General features: G+C 62.6%; 22 protein-coding genes and 1 pseudogene. 7 read left to right on the top strand and 16 right to left on the bottom strand.

The genetic code is table 11. The features are described 5' to 3' along the window. The first annotated feature begins 122 nt into the window (after positions 1–122). On the top strand, positions 123–1,430 hold the full coding sequence (locus tag HPY55_10145) for a DUF1576 domain-containing protein (GenBank protein NPV70989.1): 1,308 nt from the start codon (positions 123–125) through the stop codon (positions 1,428–1,430). 39 nt (positions 1,431–1,469) lie between these two features. Here HPY55_10145 and HPY55_10150 read toward each other — a convergent pair whose 3' ends face one another. Further along, on the bottom strand, positions 1,470–1,730 hold the full coding sequence (locus HPY55_10150) for a hypothetical protein (protein NPV70990.1): 261 nt from the start codon (positions 1,728–1,730) through the stop codon (positions 1,470–1,472). A gap of 147 nt (positions 1,731–1,877) precedes the next feature. Between HPY55_10150 and HPY55_10155 the strand changes: the two genes are divergently transcribed. The 4 genes from HPY55_10155 to HPY55_10170 all read left to right on the top strand — a co-directional run bounded on the left by HPY55_10155 (position 1,878) and on the right by HPY55_10170 (position 4,868). Beyond that, on the top strand, positions 1,878–2,828 hold the full coding sequence (locus tag HPY55_10155; protein NPV70991.1) for a 4Fe-4S binding protein: 951 nt from the start codon (positions 1,878–1,880) through the stop codon (positions 2,826–2,828). 47 nt (positions 2,829–2,875) lie between these two features. After that, the gene (locus HPY55_10160) at positions 2,876–3,373 is read left to right on the top strand and encodes a pyridoxamine 5'-phosphate oxidase family protein (GenBank protein ID NPV70992.1); all 498 of its coding nucleotides are present in this window, start codon (positions 2,876–2,878) and stop codon (positions 3,371–3,373) included. Positions 3,374–3,382: 9 nt separating this feature from the next. Then, complete coding sequence (locus tag HPY55_10165; protein NPV70993.1) at positions 3,383–4,048, top strand: PilZ domain-containing protein; 666 nt, start codon at positions 3,383–3,385, stop codon at positions 4,046–4,048. A gap of 79 nt (positions 4,049–4,127) precedes the next feature. After that, positions 4,128–4,868 carry an SIMPL domain-containing protein gene (locus tag HPY55_10170; protein NPV70994.1) on the top strand — a complete coding sequence of 247 codons (741 nt, stop codon included), beginning with the start codon at positions 4,128–4,130 and terminating at the stop codon, positions 4,866–4,868. Positions 4,869–4,941: 73 nt separating this feature from the next. Here the strand turns inward: HPY55_10170 and HPY55_10175 are convergent, their stop codons facing one another. Next, positions 4,942–6,576 carry an amidohydrolase gene (locus HPY55_10175; GenBank protein ID NPV70995.1) on the bottom strand — a complete coding sequence of 545 codons (1,635 nt, stop codon included), beginning with the start codon at positions 6,574–6,576 and terminating at the stop codon, positions 4,942–4,944. A gap of 206 nt (positions 6,577–6,782) precedes the next feature. Here HPY55_10175 and HPY55_10180 point away from each other — a divergent pair, with 206 nt between their 5' ends. Continuing rightward, the gene (locus HPY55_10180; GenBank protein ID NPV70996.1) at positions 6,783–8,024 is read left to right on the top strand and encodes a divalent metal cation transporter; all 1,242 of its coding nucleotides are present in this window, start codon (positions 6,783–6,785) and stop codon (positions 8,022–8,024) included. 122 nt (positions 8,025–8,146) lie between these two features. Here the strand turns inward: HPY55_10180 and HPY55_10185 are convergent, their stop codons facing one another. Next, positions 8,147–9,424 carry a CBS domain-containing protein gene (locus HPY55_10185; protein NPV70997.1) on the bottom strand — a complete coding sequence of 426 codons (1,278 nt, stop codon included), beginning with the start codon at positions 9,422–9,424 and terminating at the stop codon, positions 8,147–8,149. 279 nt (positions 9,425–9,703) lie between these two features. Between HPY55_10185 and HPY55_10190 the strand changes: the two genes are divergently transcribed. After that, positions 9,704–11,461, top strand: coding sequence for a glycosyl hydrolase (locus HPY55_10190; protein NPV70998.1), 1,758 nt, complete (start codon positions 9,704–9,706; stop codon positions 11,459–11,461). A 32-nt stretch (positions 11,462–11,493) separates the two neighbouring features. Here the strand turns inward: HPY55_10190 and HPY55_10195 are convergent, their stop codons facing one another. The 13 genes and pseudogenes from HPY55_10195 to HPY55_10255 form a co-directional block, all read right to left on the bottom strand. Further along, the gene (locus tag HPY55_10195) at positions 11,494–12,249 is read right to left on the bottom strand and encodes a HesA/MoeB/ThiF family protein (protein NPV70999.1); all 756 of its coding nucleotides are present in this window, start codon (positions 12,247–12,249) and stop codon (positions 11,494–11,496) included. Continuing rightward, a complete protein-coding gene (locus HPY55_10200; protein NPV71000.1) occupies positions 12,243–13,043 on the bottom strand; it encodes a type III pantothenate kinase in 801 nt (266 codons plus the stop codon). Before HPY55_10200 ends, HPY55_10195 begins: the two co-directional genes overlap by 7 nt. Positions 13,044–13,109: 66 nt before the next feature. Continuing rightward, positions 13,110–13,859: a ZIP family metal transporter gene (locus HPY55_10205; protein ID NPV71001.1), complete on the bottom strand. Its 750-nt coding sequence runs from the start codon at positions 13,857–13,859 to the stop codon at positions 13,110–13,112. Positions 13,860–14,073: 214 nt separating this feature from the next. Beyond that, positions 14,074–14,817 (bottom strand): ABC transporter ATP-binding protein, encoded by a 744-nt coding sequence (locus HPY55_10210; protein NPV71002.1) that lies wholly within the window; start codon positions 14,815–14,817, stop codon positions 14,074–14,076. Continuing rightward, a complete protein-coding gene (locus HPY55_10215) occupies positions 14,814–15,584 on the bottom strand; it encodes an ABC transporter ATP-binding protein (protein NPV71003.1) in 771 nt (256 codons plus the stop codon). Before HPY55_10215 ends, HPY55_10210 begins: the two co-directional genes overlap by 4 nt. Next, positions 15,571–16,542 (bottom strand): branched-chain amino acid ABC transporter permease, encoded by a 972-nt coding sequence (locus HPY55_10220; GenBank protein NPV71004.1) that lies wholly within the window; start codon positions 16,540–16,542, stop codon positions 15,571–15,573. Before HPY55_10220 ends, HPY55_10215 begins: the two co-directional genes overlap by 14 nt. Before the next feature lie 47 nt (positions 16,543–16,589). Further along, positions 16,590–17,495 carry a branched-chain amino acid ABC transporter permease gene (locus HPY55_10225; protein NPV71005.1) on the bottom strand — a complete coding sequence of 302 codons (906 nt, stop codon included), beginning with the start codon at positions 17,493–17,495 and terminating at the stop codon, positions 16,590–16,592. 78 nt (positions 17,496–17,573) lie between these two features. After that, entirely contained in the window at positions 17,574–18,713 is a 1,140-nt protein-coding gene (locus HPY55_10230; GenBank protein NPV71006.1) for an ABC transporter substrate-binding protein, read from the bottom strand. 305 nt (positions 18,714–19,018) lie between these two features. Then, positions 19,019–19,192: pseudogene (locus tag HPY55_10235) on the bottom strand (ABC transporter ATP-binding protein). Further along, a complete protein-coding gene (locus tag HPY55_10240) occupies positions 19,141–19,437 on the bottom strand; it encodes a hypothetical protein (GenBank protein ID NPV71007.1) in 297 nt (98 codons plus the stop codon). Before HPY55_10240 ends, HPY55_10235 begins: the two are co-directional and overlap by 52 nt. A 240-nt stretch (positions 19,438–19,677) precedes the next feature. Continuing rightward, on the bottom strand, positions 19,678–21,375 hold the full coding sequence (locus HPY55_10245; protein NPV71008.1) for a formate--tetrahydrofolate ligase: 1,698 nt from the start codon (positions 21,373–21,375) through the stop codon (positions 19,678–19,680). A 210-nt stretch (positions 21,376–21,585) separates the two neighbouring features. Continuing rightward, entirely contained in the window at positions 21,586–22,866 is a 1,281-nt protein-coding gene (locus HPY55_10250) for an imidazolonepropionase (protein NPV71009.1), read from the bottom strand. Positions 22,867–22,883: 17 nt separating this feature from the next. After that, on the bottom strand, positions 22,884–23,924 hold the full coding sequence (locus HPY55_10255) for a hypothetical protein (GenBank protein NPV71010.1): 1,041 nt from the start codon (positions 23,922–23,924) through the stop codon (positions 22,884–22,886). Positions 23,925–23,955 lie beyond the last annotated feature (31 nt).

The raw sequence follows: 23,955 nt of genomic DNA on the forward strand, positions 1-23,955 counted from the left end.
AAAGAGTGATTGACCGGTGCGCGCCTCATCTGTTAGATTGATTGTATAGCTAAAAGTGAACATGTTCACAACCTCATCAATCCGCCCGCCGTGTGCGCGCCGGGCGTCGCCAGGGGGTTGCGATGCGTCCGAGACAGACTCCACGGGTATACCCTGAAGCCGTTGTCCTCGCCGCGTTTGAGTTATTCCTGATACTCACCGGTATCGTCGTTGAGTCCGGGGTTCTCGCAGAGGGCCTGAAGAAGGTCGTGCTGAGCCCCGGACTTTTGATTACCGACTACGTGATGGTGGGCGGCGTCGGCGCGGCGCTCGTGAACGCCGGGGCGGTCGGACTGGCGGGTGTGCTCCTCGCTGCGATATGCGGCATACGGCCGTCCGGTACCGAAGTGGCGGGTGTGCTGACCATGACGGGGTTCGCGTTCTTCGGGAAGAACCTCATCACGATATTCCCGCTCATCGGCGGGGTGTACCTCTACAGCCTGGCGGAGGGGAAGGCGTTCAGGAACTACCTGACACCCGCCATGTTCGCGACGGCGCTTGCTCCCGTCGTGAGCCAGGCGGCATTCGGCCTGGGGTTGGGCCTTCCCACCGGAATACTGATGGGTGTGATTACTGGATTCCTCGTGCCCCCGCTGAGGCCCGTCCTCTACCACTGCCATAACGGTTTAAACCTGTACAACATAGGCTTTACCGCGGGAATCGTAGGCAGTATCGTTTATGCGTTCAAGGTGCGCTTCACCGGCAAGTTCGACCCGGTGCTGATCTGGTCGGTCCACTGGTCGAGCTGGCTGGGGTGGTTGTTCACGCTGCTGTTCGTGGGGCTTTGCATGGTAGCGTACGTCACGGGAAAGGACTCGCTGACGAAGAACTACGGCCGGATACTGGCGTCCTCCGGGAAACTCACCTCGGACTTCGTGCAAATCGCCGGGTGGCCTTCGACCCTGTTCAACATGGGCACAGTGGGGCTGATGGGGAGTACCTACATCCTCGTGACAGGCAGTGTGTTCAACGGCCCGACGGTCGGCGGTCTTCTCACCATGGTCGGCTTCGCCGCAATGGGGAAGCATCCCCGGAACGTACTGCCGATAATGATGGGTGTGCTCGCGGGCGGTTGGATACTGGGTCTCCAGCCATCCACGCCCGGCGTGATCCTTGCGGCCCTCTTTGGGACCGCCCTGGCGCCGGTCGCCGGTATGTTCGGCCCGTTCGCAGGGTTCCTCGCGGGGATCGTGCATACCGCCGTGGTGACGAACGTGGGGTGGCTCCACGGTGGAATGAACCTCTACAACAACGGATTCGCGGCCGGGCTGGTGGCGACCCTGTTCTGGGGCGCCTGGCCCACGCTGGCCGCGGCGTATGATCGCCTCACCGGTCCAAGGGTCCCCGCCGATCGGGCGCAGGCGCCCGTCACAGCCCCGGACCAGACGTAAGACTCGCCCGCCTGCCGGGTCGCCTGACCGCCGGTCCGGTTACTCGTCATTCCCGCTCTTCAATGAATCCGCCTTGCCCGGATCCTTCGGGGCGTCCTCCTTGGCCTTCTCCGAGTAGCTCTTGCTGCGGTAGTCGGTGACGTGGAACCCCGAACCCTTGAAGATGATACCCACGTTGCCCGATATGATCTTCTTTACGGAGCCACCGCACTTCGGGCATTCACCCAGCGGCTCCGAGGTTATACTCTGCCAGTGTTCGAACCTGCCGCACCTGGCGCATTCGTACTCGTAGGTGGGCATGCCGGATACCTCCTCCAACGGCCTTGTTTCCAATCAGGGATCTTATCCGCGAGCAAGCCGGGTGTCAAGCGGACCACTTGCAGGGTTTCGTCGTGACGGCATGGAACACTTGCCGGCGGGAGTGAATCATTCCGGGGGTGACCATTGTTGGAGCAGCGCTACCTTGGTAAGACAGGAATCAAGATGACCGGACTTTGCTACGGGACGCTCCCCCTGGGACCCCTGCAGGTCAACATGAGCCTCGCCCAGGGGGCTTCGATAATCAAGCACTCCCTCGAAAAGGGCATAAGCTGCATTGATACCGCTCAGGCCTACAAGACCTACCCACACATCAAGAAAGCCCTCCTGGAGCACCGTGGAAAGGTGGTAATCGCCAGCAAGTCGTACGCGGCCACCTACGAAGGCATGCGCGAAGCGATCGAGGAGGCCATCGCCGAGATGGCGATCGACCACGTCGATATAATGTACCTCCACGCCGCACGGGTGCCTCTGACCGTCTTATCCGAGAGGCGTGATGCGCTGCGTTGCCTCGTCGATGCAAAGAAGGAGGGTCTCATCCGCGCCGCAGGCATTTCGTTGCATTCGGTGGAGCTCCTCAGGATAGCCGCCGATGTCCCACAGATCGACGTGGTGATGCCTGTAATCAACGTGGCCGGCGTGGGTATCATGGACGGTTCGAGAGAGGACATGATCCAGGCAATTCAGTATGCACTTTCCAGGGGGAAGGCGGTCATCGCTCAGAAGGCGCTCGCCGGGGGGCACCTGGTCGACCGGTACGACGAGGCGATACGGTTTGTACGCGACATGCCCGGTGTGACCTCGATCGCCATCGGTATGCTGTCGAACGATGAAGTCGACGCCAACATCGCAGCGTACGAGGGGAGACCCGTCCCCGAGGAGATCCGCTCGAAAATCGGCAAGCATAACAAGAGACTGTTGGTGCAGAAATGGTGCAGGGGCTGCGGCACCTGCGAGAGAGCCTGCCCGAGCCAGGCGATAAGGGTTGTCGATGGTAAGGCCGTGGTGGACTACGGGAAATGTCTCCTATGCGGGTACTGCAACCCGGTCTGCCCTGACTTCGCCCTCAGGCTGGCATAAAGTATGGCGGCGGGACAGGGCGGCGCTAAATGCAGCGGGAGGTAACTATGAGCGAGCACGTGAAGCCCACGGGAGCAGGTCACCTTCGCCGGAAGGACAAGGCGATGGACGCGGAGGGCGCGCGCGAACTGCTCGAAAAGGCCGAGGTTGGCACGCTCGCCGTCGTACTGGATGACGGCCGTCCGTATGCCATTCCGGTCAACTTCGCCGTATTGGGCGACAGGGTCGTGATCCACTGCGCCAGGCAGGGCGCCAAGATCGACGCAATACGCCGGCAAGCCGGCGTTTGCTTTTCCGTCTTCGACGCCGGCGGGATCGTGGGGGCAGCGACGGCCTGCGAGCTGTCATACGTCTACCGCAGCGTCGTCGCCTTCGGCAGGGCGACGATAGTCGACGACACCGGCAGGAAGATGGAAGCGCTTGAGGCGCTCGCGCGGAAGTACGCGCCGGAGACCTCCGGCACCGTCAGCAGGGCAGCCACCGAGAAAACCCTGGTTATTGAGGTTTCGATGGACATAGTGACGGGCAAGCGGTCACACGGTTAGGGGAAATCCATGGATAACTCGACCGGGGGCGGACCGCGCGAATTCCACATGAGAGTCCTCGGCAAGTCTGCCGGGGCGAAGGTTGACCTCTATTTCACAGACAGTGAGTTCGCCCACAGGGTTTCGGGCAACCTCACTGTGCGCGGGAACCTGTTCGGAGTCACTATCCCGCCGGGAACCCCGTGTCCGCATCACGGGTGCTTCAGAGCCCAGGTTTACACGATGTCCGGTGTGCGCGCCCTCGGCGGGTTCGCCGTCCGGATTTCGCCCGAAGAAATCAGGATGTTCCCGTCGGGCTTGGTCGAGCACCGCGAACGCCGCCGGTCCGTCCGGGTCCCTTTCCAGGCCAACGTCACTTACCGCCTCCTGAGGTACCTGGAGCACGACCTAACCGAATCGAAAGGGGTCGGGACCGGTATCTGTCTCGACCTCGGGCTGTCCGGGCTGGGTATAAGTACGCCCATCGAGCTCCCCGAGCACCTCACGATCGGCGTGACAGTCAATTCCCCGGGCTGGGACGCGTTCGGTGAGGTCGAATGCGTCGTGAACAGGGTGCAGCAGACCCTGTCAGGCTGGCTAACCGGCCTGGGTTTCGAGAATCCCTCCACCGCGTTCACCGCGTACGTCAAGCGGTTCGTCCTCGACTCTCTCCACACCGAGCGTAAGACGGAGTAGTGCTCCTCCGGAACCAAACGGTTCCCGTTCCGTCCAATAGCCAGCAGCCTGCAGGCGCTACGACGGGAGGGGTCACGAAATGTCCACACAAAGAGACCCAATCATGCTGGCCGTACTCGCGGTCGCCGTAATCTCGCTGGTTTTCGGGGTCATGTCCATGAACAGGACCCCCAGCGTCACCGTAAACTCGGCTTCACCCGCGAAGACGATCAGGGTCAGGGGCACGAGCACGCTGGACGTGAAGCCGGACACGGCCACGATAACGCTGGGGATGAGGGTGCAGCGGGGTACCGCCAAGGAGGCGCAGGCAGCCGGCGCCGCGATCATCAACGACGTGGTGGCCGCCCTGAAGAAACTCGGCATCCCCGAGTCCGACATCAGGTCCTCGAGGGTGAGCTTGAACACTGTGTACGACTATCGCGGGACGCCGAAGATAGTAGGTTACGCATCCGAATCGCTCCTGACGATAACGACGCAGAAGCTCGACCAGGTGGGTGAAATCGTCGATGAGGCGGTCAAGGCGGGCGCGAACGAGGTGCAGAGCGTTGCGTTCTCACTGAAGGATACGGAGAAGGCCAAGCAGCAGGCGATAGACCTCGCGGTGGAGGACGCGCATAAGAAAGCCGAGCAGATCGCCGCCAGGACGAACCAGGAGATCACCGGAGTACAGAGTGTCAGCGTGGACGAGCAAGCGGGAGAACCGCCCATAGTCTACAGGGCGGCCAAGGCGCTGGAGTCGGCGCAGCCCGCGCCCATGCCGGTGTTGCCGGGCACGCTGAAGTTCTCGGTCGCCGTGGAGGCGTCCTACCTCATCAAGTAGCGCCGTTCGCCGCGCCTGACGCTGTCGCGCGGTCAACGATCCAGCGTGGGGCGCCGGCCGGTTTCATACCTGGTTACCAGCCCAGGTCCGGCGCCCCGAAAACCGGCTCCCCGCCGATCACGGTCGCCACGACGGTTGCTTGCCCGATCGACTCAGGGGCCGTCCGGGTGATGTCGTCCGACAGCACGGCGAAGTCGGCAAGCATCCCGGGCCGGATGACGCCCTTGATGCGTTCTTCCATCGAAGCGTGGGCGCCCTCAGAGGTCATGCATCTCAAGGCCTGTAGGGCGCCTATTCTCTCGCCGCCCCCGAGCACGTTACCTGAAGGCGTGGACCGGTTCACGGCGTCGTGGATCGCCCTGACCGGTGTGGACCTCGACGCCGGCAGGTCGGTCCCAAACGCAACGCGGATCCCCGCGCGGAGGAGGGATGCAACGGGAAAAAGCCGCTCGGCCCTGGCGCGCCCGAGGAGGGATTCGTAATCGTCGCCGCTTCCCGCCACGAAAGACGGCTCACCGACCGCCATGATTCCCATCCGCGCCATCATCTCGACGGCGATGCGTGAGGGCAAGCCGCAGTGTTCGATCCGGTGCCGCTTTGCGCGGCTCCGCCCCCCGGTCGCCTCCGAGGCAATGGCCGTCACCGCAGCGTCGACTGCGAGATCGCCGATGGCGTGTACAGCAACCCTCCAGCCGTTTCGCACGGCCTCGCGGAGCGATTCGATCTCTCCCAGCCTCACCGGAGCCCACCTGCCATCCCCCGAGAAAGCCGCGGTGCCCGTCAGGATGGAGCCGTCCGCGAAGAACTTGACAGTGCCGCCCGAGAGCGCGCGGTCGTCGCCGGGCAGAGCGGCCCACTCCGGGGATGGGCGCCCACCGGCCCCAGTGGTGCCGTCGGCCATGAGGTGTACCCTGATCTGGAGCAGGCCCCGGCGGGACGCCTCGATGTAGGCCTCGACCTCGTCGGGAGCCAGCCTCCCCGCGCGCGCCTCGTGGCAGCTCGTCACCCCGCGCTTCACCAGCTCAGCGTTGGCCAGCGCTATCGCCCGCACGAGCTGATCCCTCGCGTGGGGCAGCCTGAGACGCCTTACGAGCATCTGCGCGGATTCGTGGAGGACGCCGTCGGGTTCTCCCGCAGCGTCACGGCCAATCACGCCGCCCTCCGGATCGGGGGTTTCCCTGTCGATCGCCGCGAGGCGCAGTGCGGCGCTGTTGACCACGCACAGGTGGCCCGAGGAGTGCCTCAGGTAGACGGGGTTCCGCGGCGTAGCGAAGTCGAGTTCGGTGCGACTGGGATGCCGGCTCTCCGCGAGCGCCAGGTGGTTGTAGCCGTGGGCCACCACCCATTCGCCCGCAGCCGATAGCGAGGCGCGGCGACCGATGAGGGAGAGTATCTCCCGCACCGACGCCGCGCCCGAAAGGTCGACGTCCTGCAGCCCGAGACCATACGAAGCGAAGTGCAAGTGCGAGTCGATGAATCCCGGGACGACGGTGAGCCCGCGCAAGTCGCACACGCTTGCGCCCGGCCCCGCAGCCTCAAGCGCCCCGGCTGTCGGGCCCACGGCCACGAACCGCCCGCCCCGCACGGCCACCGCCCCGGCGCTGGGGCGCGAGTCGTCCAGGGTCACGAACCGGCCGTTCATGTATACAATACGGGATTCACGCTTCAGAATGCCCACCTCCGGCCAAGGCCGGGTTACGAAAAGCATGCCGATCACATTAAATCAATTTGCTTGACTTGGGGCAATGCCGGGCGTAGTCTAGTAAGTGGCGCTGAGAATCGGCGAGCTAACCGGCCGCAAGACGAGCCAGGCGATGGTAGTCACTCGTAGAGCCCCCACGGTAGCCGCCAGAATTCACTGGGGCCAAAAACGGAGGTTGAACGGAGTGTAGACCGCCCCGGGGGGTATCGGGAATGAAGAACAGGTTCGCAACGCTCAAGCACAATCTGTTGGTTTTCCTCGCAGTCGCCGGACCGGGAATCATAACAGGGAACGTCGACAACGATGCCGGCGGCATAGCTACCTATTCCGCAGCGGGAGCGCGCTTTGGCTACCGCATGTTGTGGATACTCTTCATAATCACGTTCAGCCTGGCCATTGTACAGGAAATGTGTGCGCGCATGGGGACCGTCACAGGTAAAGGCCTGGGCGACCTCATAAGAGAGACCTTTGGCATACGTATTACCGTGCTGGCTATGCTCGCGCTCATTGCCGCCAACCTGGCCAATACGGCCGGCGAGTTTGCCGGTATAGCGGCGGGTTTCGAAATATTCGGGGTCTCGCGATACATCTCGGTGCCGCTGTGTGCATTGGGCGTATGGTGGCTGGTGGTCCGGGGATCTTATAAGGTTGTCGAAAGGTTCTACATGGCCTTCTGTATCCTGTTTGGCACCTACGTCATCTCGGGCGTTCTCGCGCGCCCCAACTGGGGCGGGGTTCTCACCGACATGGTGAGGCCCACTTTCTCGTGGGACCCCGCCTTCGTCACGATGTCAATTACCATTATCGGAACGACCATAGCGCCGTGGATGCAATTCTACCAGCAGTCGGCCATCAGGGACAAGGGCCTGACGGTGAAGGACCTGCCGATGGAGAGGATCGACACGTATATCGGGAGTTTCTTGACCAACTTCGTGGCGTTCTTCATTGTGGTCGCGTGCGGGGCAGTTCTCTTCCCCAAGGGTATAACCATCGATACCGCAGACCAGGCGGCTGTTGCGCTGGCACCCCTGGCGGGGAAGTACTGCGGCCTCCTGTTCGCCGCGGGGCTCATCAATGCGTCGATAATGGCGGCCTCCATACTCCCGCTGACCACTGCGTATGCCGTTGCCGAAGCACTCGGCTTCGAGGGGAGCCTCGAAGTCAAGTCGGGTGAGTCGAGCGCGTTTTACTGGCTCTACACCGCCATGGTCGCCATAGGGGCCGCCATGGTCCTGATGCCCAATGTCGATTTCATGAAGATAATGCTGTTTTCACAGACAGTGAACGGCGTCCTCCTGCCGTTGATACTCTACTTCATGCTGAGAATAATCAACAACTGTAAGATCATGGGTAACCACACGAACAACCAGCTCGAGAACATAATAACCTGGAGCCAGGCTGCAGTGCTGGTGGCTCTGACCGCAGTTATGCTCGTGCAGACGTTCGTTCACTAGACGGCCCATGACTGAAATGCAAGGAGCGCACGCAGGAACACCTGCGGTACGCTCCTTGCATGCAATCGTATATCCATGCCGCCACACCGGTCGCCGGGGGGCCGCACTTACACCGCCGGTATTCAGCCCCGCCGGCGGGGCTTGGCCTCGAGCGCCACATCCATGACATCGTCCACCGTTATCGCGCCCTTGAGCGCGCCGTCGCGATCGGTGACAGGTAGCGCCAGGTAGTCGTATTTCGCCATCAGTTCAACAACCTCGTCGGCGTCCATATCGACGGTCGCACACACTGCCGGGCATTCGGCGACCGTTCCGACGTTCGCCTCGGGGGGCGCTACGACGAGATCGCGCAGCGACAGCACGCCCGTCAGCCGGTCTGACTCGTCAACCACGTACAGGTAATAAGCGGTGTCCGCGCCGGGCTGGATTTGCCTTAAGTATTCGATCGTCTGCTGCGCGGTGAAGCCCACAGGTATCTTCACGAGGTCGGTGGTCATGAGACCGCCGGCGGTGTCCTCGTCGTAGTGCATCAACGACTTAACCTCCGCAGCCTCGTCGTCCTCCATGGCCTCAAGCAGTGATTGCGCCTTGTGCGGCGGCAGATCACCTAGAATGTCCGCCGCGTCATCCGGCGGCATCTCCTCGAGGAGGTCGGACGCCCTCTCGTGGCCGAGTGTGTCGAGTATCGACTCCTGGATCTTCGGCTCCTCGACCTCGGCCAGGGTCTGCGCCGCCACCTCATCGTCGAGGGCGTTGAACAGCGACCGTCTCTCGTTAGCGTCGAGGTCGTCCACGATCTCGGCCAGGTCGGCCGGGTGGAGATGCCTGACCTTCTTCCACGGGACCGTCAGCGTGATGGGGCTGAGCGCGCCGGCCAGCGGTTCGACGCAGTTCCACGGAACCAGCCTCTCGGGGGCAACCCACCCCGCCGCCCGCCCGACGAGGTTCGCGGCGCGCAGCAGGCCCAGGCGCCTCAGCGCCCCACGCCACCCCGTGTCGACTCCGGCGACCCTGAGGCAGTTCTCATGCCGCGCCAGCGCGACGTCGTTCACGCGCACAACCCGGATACCCTTTATGTCGATGATCTGCTTGTCGAGGATGTTGTCCCTCAACAGGATGTCGTCCTCGTCTGGGACGTAGGCCGGTAGCGCCTCGCGGTCAACCGATAGGATGATCGCCTCGTCGCACGCCGTGACGTGCTGCCACTGGACGGCGAACGCCTCGCCCTTCTTTCCCGACGACACAACTGCTTTTACGACCGTGCCGGACGGGTTGTGCGCCTTGATCACCATGTCGGAGATACTCCCGACAAATGCTCCCTTACGGTCAACTACCTTGGTGCCGAGGAAGCTCGACAGGTAGAACACAGCTACCACCCCCGTCATCACGGATTCGGCCAAATTTCACTGCAATCAAGCGAGAACGCCCACCTGGGACCATCAGCGGGCTTCAAGGTCGTTATGCTTGCCCTATGTCCTCAAGGGGCCTTCGTTTTCACCCTAGCATCGTCATCTCACCTTGTCAAGCAGATTCTGAGCGTCTGGCGAAGATTTCTCCGATGTTACCGAAAAAAGAGATCCGCCGCGGATGGTCGAAGTATTATGTCGATCAGCCTGCGGGGTTGCACTGGATGTTCCTGGCAGGTATGACCAGTTAACCTGGCCTAAGGGCGGAGAGTCGTGGCGGCAATCGGTCCCCAGGTAACCCGGAGAAGGCGCGCACCGTGGTTTGTTGCGCCGCTCGCGGTCGTGGTCCTGTGCACGATCGCGTACATGGCGGTGCTGCCCTACATCCCATCAGATGAACCGGCCGTACAGCCATCACCGGACAGGCCCGCGCTCGTCGCCGGCGGCATACGTCACGCCGCTCCGGCCGTCGTGGCGGACGGCCGCCTGCTGCTCCCCGTCGAAGCGCTGCACGACCTGGTCGACCCGCATATCGTGTGGGACGAGACGGCCCGCGCCGTCATCGTGACGACCAGGGACCGTGTAGTCAAAATGCGCACCGGCGACCTCACCGCCTACGTCAACGGCCGGCCGGTTTCCCTGTCGATCGCGCCCGTGATGATGGATGATCGGCCCTACGCGCCGGCGGAGCCGTTCTCCCGCCTTCTCGGGTTGTCCGTCCACCACGACCCCGAATCGCACGTCGTGGTGATCGACCCGCCCGGCTCGCAGTCCGCGACGGGCGAAACGACGGTCGACACCGCCATAAGAACGTCTCCCTCGGTCAAGGCGCCGGTGATAAGCGAACTCAAGCAGGGGTCCGAGGTGTACCTGTTTGGCGAGATGCACGGCTGGTACCTCGCCAGGCAAAAGAGCGGCCTCCCGGGATACGTCGCCAAGGCGGCGGTGGTCCTCAAAGGGGTCACTCACGCACCCCAGCCACCGGCCCCCGACTACTACAGGCCGTGGAAGAGGACAGGCGAACGGATAAACCTCACCTGGGAGCACGTGCTCAACAAGAACCCCGCGCCATCGTCGATCGGCCCACTCCCGGGCGTGAACGTGGTGGCCCCTACCTGGCTCAAGGTGGCCGACGGCTCGGGGAGCGTCACGTGCCGCGCTGACCCCGCATACGTGAAGTGGGCTCACTCGCGGGGCTGCGAGGTCTGGGCGCTGGTGGACAACGGGTTCGACCCCAACCGGACCCGCGCGTTCCTGTCGGATCCGGCCGCGAGGGAGAACATCGTACGCTCGCTGCTCCTGTACGCGGAGATGTACGACTTCGACGGGATAAACGTGGATTTCGAGAACGTATTCAAGGAAGACGCGGGGCTGCTCGTGCAGTTCATCAGGGAGCTCGTCCCGCTCGCGCACGAACAGGGGCTCGCGGTCTCCATCGACGTCACGGTGAAGTCGTCCAGCGGCAACTGGTCGCTATGCTACGACCGGAAGGCGCTCGGGAGCGCGGCCGACTACCTGATGCTCATGGCCTACGACGAGTACCCCGCGGGGTCGCAGACTCCGGGGCCGACGGCGTCACTGCCGTGGGTGGAGAAGGGCATCCGCTCGCTGCTCGAGGACGTCCCCCCGTCCAAGGTCGTGCTCGGCGTGCCGTTCTACACGCGCCTGTGGAAGCAGCCCGGCCCGGCGGCGGCGCCCGGCCGGCTGGCGCCTGACGCCACGCCCGCCGCGCCTGGGGCCTCGAACGGCGAGGCCGCGCGGGTGACACAGCGCGCCGTGTCGATGGACGAGGCTGCCGCGATCATTCGCGACAGGCAACTCCAGCCGTCGTGGGATGCGGAGGCGCAACAGTTCGTCGTGCGGTACGAGGAGAACGGCCACAGGTACGTCATGTGGATCGAGGACGAGCAGTCGATACGCAGGCGGGTCGCGCTGGTGAAGAAGTTCGGACTGAAAGGGGTCGCCTCGTGGCGCCGGGGATTCGAGAACGCCGCTACCTGGGACGCGCTGGCCGAGCTCAGGCTGTTCTGAGCACGACTGCCGCCCAGCTCGGGACCCCCGTGCTATCCGGCCGTCATCCCGCCGCACGCAGGGCATGACGGGTTCCTCTGCACCGATACTTCCCTGAATGACCCGCCCAACAGGTCGATCAGCAGCAGCCGGCCGGTAAGCAGGTCCCCTATCCCCAGGATGATCTTGATGGCCTCTACGGCCTGCACGGAGCCGATCACGCCCGGCGCCGGCCCGATCACGCCGGCCTGTGCGGGAGTCATCATGCCCTCGCGGGGAGTCTCGGGGAATATGCAGCGGTAGCAGGGGCTGACACCCGGGACGACAGTGGTCGCGAGGCCGTTGAACCTCATCACGCCCCCCTCGACGAACGGTTTCCGTTCGGCGACGCACGCGTCGTTCAGGGCGTACCTCGCCTCCATGTTGTCGAGGCAGCTCAACACCACGTCGTACTGCCGGACGAGGTCCGGCGCGTTGCCGCGGGTCAGGGGTCCCTCGTAAGTCCTGACCGTCACGCCAGGGTTAAGCTCCCTCACCCGTGCGGCGGCCGATTCGACCTTCCGCACGCCGAGGGTCGAGGTGGAGTGGATGATCTGTCGCTGCAGGTTGGACTCTGACACTACGTCGCCATCCACGAGTCCGAGGAAACCAACGCCTGCCGCGGCAAGGTAGTATGCAGCCGGGGACCCAAGCCCCCCAACGCCGACGACAAGGACGCGGGAGCGCAGGATCCTCTCCTGCCCCTCCTCTCCTACCGGCGGGATGACAATCTGCCTCTGATACCTCTCCCTCTGAGTGGCATTCAACACGACCGCAATACCGCCTCCGCCTGCATGTCCTTGGCGTTCATCTCGTATATCAGGCGCAGTCCTTCGAGCGTGAGCCACGGGTCGACCTCGGTGATCGTCTTCGTCTCCGGCGCCACTAGCGACGCGAGACCCCCGGTAGCCACGACACGCGCGAACCCGCCGAGTTCCCTCCTGGTCCGGTCTACCAGCTCGTCCACCAGCCCGGCATAACCGAACAGTATCCCTGACTGCATGCTTGCAACAGTGTTCTTGCCGATCGCGGACGGCGGCTTGATCATCTCGATCTTGGGGAGCCTTGCGGCGCGCGTGTAGAGCGCTTCGGCGGAGATCCCGATCCCGGGAGAGATCGCGCCGCCCAGGTACTCGCCCTTGCGGGATATGGCGTCGAAAGTCGTGGCGGTACCGAAATCCACTACGATCACGGGGCCACCGTATTTAGTGAAGGCCGCGACCGCGTTGACGATCCGGTCGGCGCCCACCTCGAGCGGGTTATCGTACCTGATCGTGATACCCGTCTTTATCCCCGGACCCACGACAAGCGGTTCGGCCCCGAAGAACCTCCTGGACATCTCCTCGACGTGGCCCGTGAGCGGCGGGACGACCGAGGATATGACGACGGCATCCACGGACTTGGGGTCAAGCCCGTCGTACGTGAACAGCTGGCAGAACAGGATACCGTACTCGTCGGACGTCCTGTGCCTCTGCGTCGACACGCGCCAGTGCGCCACGAGATCCTTGCCCCTGTATACTCCGAGCACGACGTTCGTATTGCCTACGTCAACTACCAGCACCATGAGCGAACCGCCACCTCTCAGCCGGATCTCCAGCGCGCCTCCCAGCGCTTGGCCCGGGGGTCCAACCTAATGCAATTCCAGTAAAGTAGATAATACAATGCCCGTCACCACTCCCGCAACAATCCCCCACGTTCCCGTATGCCCGACGCGGAACTCCTGCGCATCGGGGATGAGTTCGTCGCAAGTTATGAACAGCATCGCGCCGGCCGCGAAGCCGAGGGCAAGCGCCAGCACGATCGGCGAAACCCCTCCAAGCGCCAGGCCTATCAGCGCGCCTACCCCCTCCGGCAGGCCCGCCGCTGCCGCCCAGCCCACCACCTTCCAGGTGCACCCGTCGACTCTACACATTGGGGCCGACATCGCCATACCCTCAGGCGCGTTATGAAGCATCATCATGATGGCCAGGCCGATGCCGAATCTCTCGGAAGCAAGGTAGCCGGCCCCGATCGCGAGGCCCTCCGGCAGGTTGTGTATCGCGATCCCGATGCCGATCAGGAGGCTGGCCCTGACAAACCGGGAGCTTTCGGTGTCGTCAGACATGAAGTGGACGTGCGGCGTCAGGAGGTCGATCAGCCCGATGAGCAGCGCGCCCCCGACCAGGCCCGCAATCCCCCAGCCCACGCTGGCGAGACGGAAGGCCTGGGGCATGAGGTCAAAGGCGACCATGGACAGCATGATGCCGCCGGAGAACCCGAGGATGATGCTGAATACCCTGTCGGACGGTCTTCCGAAGAATCTGAGCGCGAGCCCGCCCGCGCCGGTACCCACGAGGCCTGAGAGCAGGCCTATGATAGCTCCCATGACTACCCGCGACAAATCGTTAGCCCTTTCGCTGTTCCTGCTTCAGATCCTGACTTTCGTGCATGTCATTCTCATGTCATTCTTTAGAATGCCCAGTTGCGCTTTGGTGCGTTAGGCCCTGGTACATTACGGCCACGGTCGCACTGCGGCGGTTCGTCACCATGGTGTGAGGACCTATGTATGGCGCCACGTGATCGTGAGGTCCTACGGCAAGGATAATTCCGCTGCGTCAGGCGGTTTCCCTGCCGGACCCGCCGAGGTATGCCTCCTTAATGCGGACATCGCCCAGGAGGGCGTCGGCCGTCCCCGAAAACGCGATGGTACCCGTTTCGAGCACGTAGCAGTAATCTGCTATCCGGAGCGCCATGTGCGCGTTTTGCTCGACCAGGAGAACGGTGATACCGCTCTGGTTGATTTCCCTTATGATCCGGAATATCTCCTGGACGAGGATGGGGGAAAGACCCATCGACGGCTCGTCGAGGAGCATCAGCCTGCCCCGCGTCATCAGGGCGCGCCCGACGGCCAGCATTTGCTGTTCACCGCCGGACAGAGTGCCCCCAAACTGATTCTGTCGCTCCCTGAGGCGGGGGAATGTAGCGAACACCCGCTCCAGGTCCTGTTTGACGGCCGCGCGGTCTTTCCTTGCGTACGTCGCCAGTTTGAGGTTTTCAAGGACGGTCAGGTTCCCGAATATCCCGCGACCCTCTGGAACGTGTGCTATGCCCATCTCGACGATCTCGTGCGCCGGTCGCTTCAATAGATCCTGACCGTCCAACATGATGCCGCCCGATTTGGCCCGGAGCAGCCCGGATATTGTCCTCAGCGCGGTGGACTTCCCGGCCCCGTTCGCTCCTATCAGCGTTACTATCTGCCCGGGATAGACGTCGAACGAGATCCCACGCAGCGCGCGGATGCTGCCGTACGACACCGATAGTTCCCTTACGGAAAGAAGCGGCGCGGAAGGTGTGCTCACACGACCATCTCCTTTCCGAGATACGCTTCGAGCACGCGCGGGTTGCTCTGGATCTCCGATGGCCGCCCCTCGGCGATCGTTTCCCCGAAGTCAAGCACCTTGATCCTCTCGCAGATCCCCATGACCACCTTCATCTGATGCTCGATGAGCAATATAGTGAGGTTAAACTGGCTCCGCACCCACTGGATAAGATCCATCAGCTTCGAAATCTCCCCGGGATTCATGCCGGCGGCTGGTTCGTCGAGAAGCAGGAGAGAGGGGTTGCATGCAAGCGCCCGCGCTATCTCCAGGCGGCGCTGCTCTCCATAGGGCAGGCTCCTGGCGGGCATCCCCGCGTATTTCTTCAGGTTGAATATGCCCAGCAGGTCAAGCGCTCTCGAGCGCACCTCGCGTTCTTCGCTCTTGAACGCGCCTGTTCTGAGCAAGCCCTGCCACGGGTCATACTTTATCTGCGAAAACTGGGCGATTCGTACGTTATCCAGTACGCTCAAGTCCTTGAATAGCCGGATGGTCTGGAACGTTCTCGCTATGCCAGCTGAGGCTATGACGTTGGGCGCCATACCTGTGATGTCCCTGTCCTTGAAGGTTATCGATCCTTCTGTTGGGTGATACACGCCGGTTATAAGGTTAAACACGGTGGTCTTGCCGGCTCCGTTCGGCCCGATTATCCCGACCAGCTCGCCAGGCTCGACACGTAATTCGAACTCGCGGACCGCCCGCAGGCCGCCGAAAAAATGGGTGACTCCCCACATTTCAAGCAGCGACATCGGCCTTCACCTCCACCGTGCTCATGTCCTCGTCCCCGGGCAAAAACCACCTGTGTTCACGAAGACCCATTATGCCTGTCGGCCTGAATAGCATGAGCGCCACCAGCATTAACGGGCCGACCACCCACCGCCACACCATCAGCGGCCTCAGGAGTTCGAGAAGAACCGTGAATATCGCGGCGCCGAGTATGGACCCCCAGATCGAGCCGACGCCGCCGAGGTAAACCATAACCAGCACCTCGGTAGATTTCAGTATCGTAAACGACCTGGGGTTGATGAACTGGAGCAGGTGTGCAAATAGCGCCCCCGCCACTCCGGCGAAGAATGAAGACAGCACAAAGGCGAGCACCTTGCACTTGCGGGTGTCCACCGAGACCAGCGCCGACGCCACCTCGTCCTCCCTGATCGAAAGCACCCCGCGCCCGTAATTCGTGTAGACGAAGTTCCTGACCCCGAACACCGCTATCAAGGTCCACACGTACACCCAGGCCGGGTTAGTCAGTTTGGCCATACCCATAAAGCCTCGCGGTCCCCCAATTACCTCCATGTTTTCGAGGGCGCTCCTGATGATCATGTTGAATGCCAGCGTGACAATCGCCAGGTAGTCGCCCCTCGTTTTGAAAGAAGGGACAGCGATGACCACTCCCGCCAGCGCTGCCGCGGCGCCCCCTGCAAGTACCACCAGCGGGAACAACGTGGCGCCCCAGGCTGCAGGAATAACTTTTACTGTAAGGATGGAGGATGCATATGCCCCGATTGCCATGAACGCCGCGTGACCCACGGAGAACTCCCCCATGTATCCGTTGACGAGATTCAGGCCGACGGTCAGGATGATGTTGATTCCTATGTACATGAGCACCAGTTCCAGGTATGGGTTGACCAGTCCGGTGTGGGGGAGGACCGCCAGGGCGGGGATGAGGCCCAGGATGACCCAGATGTGTTTGTCCCGTTTCCTCATTTAGGCACCTCACATTTCGTACCTTGCATTCGCTCAAGGCGGTTGGCCTACACCTTCTGCACGCTGGGCCTGCCCAGTATGCCGGTGGGCTTGGACACGAGGAACAGCAAGAGAATCGAGAAGGCTACAAAGTCCCTGTACGTTGAAGACGGGAGAACGAGCGGGGTGAATATCTCCACAAAGCCGAGAATATACGCCCCTATCATCGCGCCCCGCACGTTTCCGATGCCGCCCACGACGGCAGCGATAAACGCCCACCACCCGATCCTGATCCCCATGTACGGGTCGATGACCGGGTAGGCGATCCCGTAAAGAATTCCACCGGCGGCCGCGACCGACGACCCGATGGCGAATGTGAGTGAAATGATCCGGTCCAGCGGCACTCCCATGAGGGGAACCACGTTCTTGTCGAAGGATATGGCGCGCATCGCCATGCCTGTCATCGTCTTCATGACGATTGTGTCAAGGATTAACATGACGACCACGGAAACCACAACAATCAGGATCTGGATGGTTGATACCGTCACTCCGGCGAGGTCGATGTTGACGACAGGAATGAGAGCCGGCATCTTTCTTGGCTCCGCGCCCATGGTTGCGAGGGTGAAGTTCTCCAGGAACAGGCCGGCGCCCAGTGCAGTTATGACCAATGACACCCTCGGCGCGTTCCGGAGCGGCCTGTACGCCACCCGCTCTATGATGACGGCGAGCGTCGCGGTTCCTATCATCGAAACGAGCATGGTCAGGATGAACGCCAGCCATAACGGCGCGTGCCTGAAGGAAAGAAAAAAGCCCGCCGCAAACACGCCGAGGTAGGCGCTGACCATGAAGATATCGCCGTGCGCGAAATTGATCAGCCGGAGTATGCCGTAGACCATCGTGTATCCCAGCGCTATCAAGGCGTACACGCTACCCAGCTGGAGCGCGTTCAGTGCTTGTTGCACAAGGTGCACCAATGCGTGACCCTCCCCCAGGCAAATCGGGGCGGTGAGGCCGTCCCGTGACGGCCCCTTTCCGCCCCTCTTTGCACCCGGTTATGGTTTGGCCGTCTCGAAGTACTTGAAGTTGCCGTCCTTGATCTGGAGGATGACCGCGCTCTTGACAGGGTCTCCGGTCCCCTTGAACTGGAGGACTCCCGTAACCCCCTCAAACTTCGCGATCCCTGCCAGGGCGTCGCGTACGGCCTGCCTGTCGGGCTTCCCCGCTGCCTTGATCGCCTGGAACAGCAGGCTAAAAGAGTCGTAGGTCAACGCCGCGACATCGTCGGGGGTGCTCCCGTACTTTTCCTTGTAAGTCTTGATGAAATTCTGCGCCACCGGAGTCGCAATGTCGGGGGCGTAGTGGGTGCTGAAGAAGTGGCCCTCCATATCGGCGCCACCGAGCTTTATGAGCTCAGGGCTACCCCAGCTGTCGCCGCCCAGGAACTTGCCCTTGTAGCCGAGCTTGTATGCCTGCTGGACCTGGAGCGGGACTTCGCTGTAGTAGTTGGGGAGGAACAGGACATCCGGACTGGCATTCTTTATTCTGGTGAGCTGCGAACTGAAGTCCTTGTCACCGGTGGTATAGGTTTCGAACGACACGATCTTTCCGCCGGATCCCTCGAACGTCTTCTTGAACACCTCGGCGATGCCCTTGTTGTATTCGCTGCCTACGTCGTAGAGCACCGCGGCCGTCTTGGCCTGCAGGTTGTTCAACGCGAACTTGGCGCACACCACTCCCTGGAAGTCGTCGATGAAGCACGCGCGGAATATGTACTTCTTGCCATCGGTGGTCTTGGGGTTCGTGGACCACGGGCTGATCATAGGAACCTTGGATGCTTCGGCGATGGACGCGGCGGGAATGGCGTTGCGGCTGGCGTTCGGCCCGATCATGGCGAGAACCTGGCCCTGGTTAATCAGCTTTTGAGTGACCGCCGCGGCAGACTCAGCCTTATCCTCGTTATCCTCGATCAGTAAGGTGATCGTGTACTTCCTGCCGCCTACCTCCAGGCCACCGGCCTTATTAACCTCATCCACCGCCATGACAGCCGCGTTTTTACACGATTGACCGACTACAGGGATGCTGCCGGTAAGTTCGGCGTTGCATCCGATCTTTATCTCTCCGGGTTTACTGGTGCAGCCTGCCACCGACGCGGCAATACACGCGATCACTACTAGCGCCAGTAATCTCTTCAAAACCGATTACCCCCCTCGCGATGATCTAAATCAAGATAGCCTGAATCAAGATGCTTTGAATCAAGCGCCGTCTCCTGGAGTTTCAGGCGTGCGTTCCTGCAATAATCACCTCCTTCGAAAATCTCCCTATAAAAATCTGAGCGCGAGCCCGCCTGCTGGTACCCACGAGGCCGGAGAGCAGGCCTACGATAGCTCCCATGACTGCCCGCGACAAAATGTTAGCCCTTTCGCTGTTCCTGCTTCAGATCCTGACTATTGTGCGTTCCATTCTGTAGGATGCCCATGTCCTCCTGCACGGAGGCTTCGACCAAGCCGGTAGGCTCGTCCAACACCAGGAGTTCGGCCCCTCTCCTCAGGGCCGTCAGGATCTCCACTTTCTGGCGCATGCCGGCCGGTGTGTCCTCATAGACCACGTTCTCGGCGACGGTCAGGGAGGGCGCCAACATGAAGTGCTGGTGGACCATGCCGATGCCGTCGTCCGGCTGGCCTTGAGAAAGGTCTGGGCCAGGGGACGGTCCGAGCGCTCGAGTACCTCCATGCCCTCGGCCCCAAACAGCGCCTTTAGCGTTGTCTCCCATGGAACCATAGTGATGGGGATCCCCGACTGGAAAACGACAGCCGCCGCCTCCGGGTCTGCGTGGATGTTGAACCCGGCCACTACCGTGATGTTGCCCCGAGCGTCGCATAAAAACGGTCCCACAAGGACGTGGCAATTTATGGCAATCTTTCCACACGGTCCGCATTTCGCCCCAAAATGAAAGAATCCTGTTAAGTTGTCTGATTTCTACGAGCAGCTGCCCTGCAAGCGTTCAGGTAAGCACTGGAGACACATGCTGGCAACAAGCCATCAAGGAGGGCTAGAGATGGATCGGAGGCGACGCGGTGGTCGCCTCCATTTCGTGCAGTCCTGCTGGAAGGGGCCCAACAGGGCCCAGCCCAGGCCGGGCCCTGCGGACAACACCTGCTAGAACAGCCCTACGATCTTCCCTTCGTCGTCGAAGTCGATGTGCGCTCCGGCGGGGTCCGACGGGAGGCCGGGCATAGTCCTCATCTCGCCGAGGAGCGGGTAGAGGAAGCCGGCGCCGACCGACGCGCGGACCTCGCGCACGGTGACCTTGAAGTTTCTCGGCCGGCCCTTCAGGCTTGCATCCGCCGATAGCGAGAGGTGGGTCTTGGCCATGCATATCGGGATCTTGTCGAACCCGTTCGCGGTGTACATCTTGATCTGCTTCTCCGCCGCCGGCAGGTAATCGACTCCCGACGCGCCGTAGACCTTCGTCGCTATGGTCTCGATCTTCTCCTTGATCGACGCCTCGAGCGGGTAGAGGAACTTGAACTGGTTGGGCTGCTCCGATGCCTTGATGATGGCCTTCGCCAGGTCGATTCCGCCTTCACCGCCCTTCGCCCAGACCTCGCTGAGCACGGAGTCGGAGGCTCCCGCCTGCACGGCGAGCTCGCGGATCATCTGGATTTCCTTGTCGTGGTCGGTATCGAACCTGTTGACGCAGACGACTACCGGAACGCCGTGCATCCTGACGTTCTCGATCTGCTTCGCCAGGTTCTCGCAGCCCTTCGCGAGAGCGTCGTAGTTCTCCTTCGCGACGAGCTCCTTGTCCATCGGTTTGCCCGGGACGACCCTGAACGCGCCGCCGTGCATCTTCAGCGCGCGGACCGTCGCGACCATGACCGCGGCGTCGGGCTTGAGGCCACTGTAGCGGCACTTTATGTTGAAGAATTTCTCACAGCCGATGTCGGCGCCGAACCCGGCCTCGGTCACAACGTAGTCACCGAGCTTGACCGCGATCTTGTCCGCCAGGATCGAGTTGTTGCCGTGCGCGATATTGGCGAACGGCCCCGCGTGCACGAAAACCGGGGTATTCTCGAGGGTCTGGATCAGGTTCGGCTTGATCGCGTCTTTGAGGAGGACCGCCATCGAGCCGGCGCAGCGCAGGTCTTCCGCCGTGACGGGATTGCCGTCCTTGCTGTAGCCGACGACGATCTTGCCGAGTCTCTGGCGGAGGTCCTTGATGTTATTGGTGAGTGCGAGGATCGCCATGACCTCGGAAGCAACGGCGATGTCAAATCCCGTCTCGCGAGGGTGACCGTTCTCGGACCCGCCCAGGCCGACGATGACCTTCCGGAGGGCGCGGTCGGAGATGTCGACGACGCGCGGCCACGTTATCGTGAACGGGTCGATGTTGAACGGGTTGCCGTGTAGGATGCTGGCGTCGATGAACGCCGCCAGCAGGTTGTGGGCGAGTGCGACCGCGTGGGTGTCGCCGGTGAAGTGGAGGTTGAACTCCTCCATCGGGATGCACTGAGAGTAGCCGCCACCGGCGGCGCCCCCTTTTATCCCGAACACGGGGCCCAGCGACGGCTGCCTTATGCAGTTGATCGTCTTCTTGCCGAGGCGGTTTAGCGCCTGGCCAAGGCCTATCGTGGTGGTGGTCTTGCCTTCACCGAGTGGTGTGGGGGTTATGGCCGTGACTACCACGTACTTCGCGTTCGGCTTGCCGGCGAACTTGTCGATGACATCGAGTGATACCTTCGCCTTGTACTTGCCGTAGTACTCGATGTCGTCCTCCGTGAGCCCGATGCCTTTTGCGATTTCCCCGATAGGCTTCATCTTTGCTTCCTGGGCGATTTCGATGTCGCTTTTCATCGGCGCACCTTCCTTGTCCGCAGATTCGTCGGATCGGGCCGCAAACCCGTCTACTGACGAGAAACCCCCCCGCTCTCATACGCTCCAGTCAATGCAAGAATCGTTCCGCCGCCGGCGCCACCGGCCGCTTTCCCGGGGGGCCCCGCCTGGGCGGAGTGTTCAGTCGTACTTCACAGCGTTCTCCTTTCTACGTCCCGCGGCAAACTCCTGTCATGCTCGTCCATCCGCCGACCAGCACGGTACACCGTCCCTGGCCACCACGCGACCTGACTTAATCACGCACGTCGCGAGGTTCGCTGCGAAGCGGTACGGGATCTCCCGGTAATCACCGGCGTCGAACACCACTGCGTCAGCCGCCATACCCCGCTCTATTCTGCCCACGCGGTCGCCTATCCCGGTGGCGCAGGCGGCGTTAACTGTGGCCGCGGTGAAGCATTCCTCGGGAGTCATTCTCATCTGCGTGCAGGCAATCGTCATCGCCACAGGCATCACCTGGAGAGTACACGAACCGGGGTTGAAATCCGTCCCCAGCGCAACCGGCAGGCCCATGTCTATCATCCTCCTCGCCGGCGCATAAGCATGGCCGCCCAGGAAAAACGGCGTGCCGGGCAGGAGAACCGCGACGCATCCAGCGCCCCTCATCGCCTCGAGCCCCCTGTCGGAAGCCATCATCAAGTGTTCGGCCGAAATCGCGCCAACCTCCGCAGCCAGTTCAGCCCCTCCGGAAGGCGCCAGCTCGTCGGCGTGCACCTTCGCCCGCATCCCTCTTCGCCCGGCCTCTACGAGCACTCTCCTCGACTGCCCGGGGGTGAACACGCCCTTCTCGCAGAATACGTCCGCGAACCGCGCGACCCCCTGTTGCTGCACGGCCGGGAGCATCTCGTTCACGATCAGGTCCACGTACCCGTCCGCGTTACCCGCGAACTCGGGCGGCACCGCGTGCAGCCCCATGAACGTGCCCACGACTCCGGCGGGGTGAACCTGCGCGGCCTTCGAGACCACGCGCAGGCACTTGAGCTCGTTCCCGGTATCGAGACCGTAGCCGCTTTTCACCTCGACAGTTGTAGTGCCCCACTTGAGGCACTCATCCAGCCTTTCCAGCGCCCGTGACAGCAGGGTGGGCTCGTCCGAGGCACGGGTAGATTCGACCGTGCTGTTGATGCCGCCCCCCGCCTTGTGGATCTCGAGGTACGTCCTCCCCTCGATGCGCATTGCGAATTCCCCCGCCCGCCACCCGGCGAACACCAGGTGAGTGTGGGGGTCGACAAACCCGGGCGAAACCACGCCGCCCTTGGCGTCGATCACGGTGGCACCCGGAAGTGGTTCCACGCGCCGCTCGAACTCGCGCTGAGGGCCGGCGTCCACGATCACACCCTCGAGCGATGCGAAGTACCCGTCCTCAATGATGCCCAGATCGCGCATGGCGCGGCCCGCGCGGGGCCGCGACTGCCCTGAAACTGTCAGCAGCTGCCCGGCATTGAGCACCACCAGGTCCGCCCCGACCAACTCTAACTCCTCCCTCGCACCCCGACCGACCAGCGCCTCCGTGCCTCGAGCCGCCTTATCCAGGCCGAGTGCTCCCCCGATTCGAGAAGATATATGTTGCCCGCGTCATCTACCCTCGCGTATGTGCTGGACTTGTGCTTCCCGGAATACGGGGCGGGCACCACAGCGACCATACGGCCCCTGCCGTCGAACACCATCACCCTGCCCTCCGGAGTACCGAGGTCGACCCCGGCGTAAAGCCTGCCCCTGCGGTCGTCGCCGAGCACGGTCACGCTCTGCAGCACCCTGTCCGCGTTCACCACGTATTCCGTCCGGACGTCACCCCCGGGGCCCACCCGCCTGATCGTCCTCGTGAACGGGTCCCCCTCGTGCACCTGTGCATAATACCCCCCGCGCGCCGGCGCCCACAGGCCGGTGACGGAACCCTGAGCGGTTTCCCCGGGTGACGTTACGACGAACTCGACGACCTTCTGCTCCGGGCTTCCCTGCCGGATGGCGGAAAGCGTCCTTACATATCGCTCCTTGCTCCACGTCGAATACACCACGAACGCGCTCCCGGCGCCACCGGCCCGTATCGACTCGATCACCCTGACGGGGGCCGGTTCGCCCTTCCCGTTCCACAGCACGACGGGCGGACGCTCACTTGCGACGGCTATGACGGCGACCGACGAATTGTCGGCCAGGAGAACGGTCCCGTCCTCTATCACGCAGACGTCGTCGACCGCCATCCGCGCGCGACCGGTCTCGAGCACGCCCTGGAGCTCGCCGGCCCGGGTGAACCTCAGCACGCGCCCCCTGGCCGAATCGACAACGTAAACGCTCCCATCCAGGCCGCAGCCGAAAGCCCTGACCCCGAAAAGGCTGCCGCCTTTTGAGAGCGCCACAGGCACCTGGCCGTCGCCCTGGCCCCACGACACTTCAACCCTGGAGGCCTCGGTGTACTCTTCCCCCACTTCGAGAGCGAAGAGGAGTACGCACCCGGTAACCAGCGCCAGGATTATCGAAACCGCCGCGCGGCGGCACCTCCTCAGTATGAGAAGCATTCCGGACGCCCCCCTGCCGGTCGCTGCCGGT

The sequence above is a fragment of the Bacillota bacterium genome, assembly GCA_013178305.1.
In the GTDB taxonomy this organism is placed as follows: Bacteria; Bacillota; Sulfobacillia; order JABLXB01; family JABLXB01; genus JABLXB01.

Excerpts from the sequence above, each read along its gene's own strand:
- HPY55_10220 (NPV71004.1), bottom strand. The coding sequence starts at position 16,542 with ATGAGGAAACGGGACAAACACATCTGGGTCATCCTGGGCCTCATCCCC.
- HPY55_10255 (NPV71010.1), bottom strand. The coding sequence starts at position 23,924 with ATGCTTCTCATACTGAGGAGGTGCCGCCGCGCGGCGGTTTCGATAATC.
- HPY55_10170 (NPV70994.1), top strand. The coding sequence starts at position 4,128 with ATGTCCACACAAAGAGACCCAATCATGCTGGCCGTACTCGCGGTCGCC.
- HPY55_10180 (NPV70996.1), top strand. The coding sequence starts at position 6,783 with ATGAAGAACAGGTTCGCAACGCTCAAGCACAATCTGTTGGTTTTCCTC.
- HPY55_10145 (NPV70989.1), top strand. The coding sequence starts at position 123 with ATGCGTCCGAGACAGACTCCACGGGTATACCCTGAAGCCGTTGTCCTC.
- HPY55_10175 (NPV70995.1), bottom strand. The coding sequence starts at position 6,576 with ATGCTTTTCGTAACCCGGCCTTGGCCGGAGGTGGGCATTCTGAAGCGT.
- HPY55_10160 (NPV70992.1), top strand. The coding sequence starts at position 2,876 with ATGAGCGAGCACGTGAAGCCCACGGGAGCAGGTCACCTTCGCCGGAAG.
- HPY55_10150 (NPV70990.1), bottom strand. The coding sequence starts at position 1,730 with ATGCCCACCTACGAGTACGAATGCGCCAGGTGCGGCAGGTTCGAACAC.
- HPY55_10245 (NPV71008.1), bottom strand. The coding sequence starts at position 21,375 with ATGAAAAGCGACATCGAAATCGCCCAGGAAGCAAAGATGAAGCCTATC.
- HPY55_10165 (NPV70993.1), top strand. The coding sequence starts at position 3,383 with ATGGATAACTCGACCGGGGGCGGACCGCGCGAATTCCACATGAGAGTC.
- HPY55_10200 (NPV71000.1), bottom strand. The coding sequence starts at position 13,043 with ATGGTGCTGGTAGTTGACGTAGGCAATACGAACGTCGTGCTCGGAGTA.
- HPY55_10215 (NPV71003.1), bottom strand. The coding sequence starts at position 15,584 with ATGTCGCTGCTTGAAATGTGGGGAGTCACCCATTTTTTCGGCGGCCTG.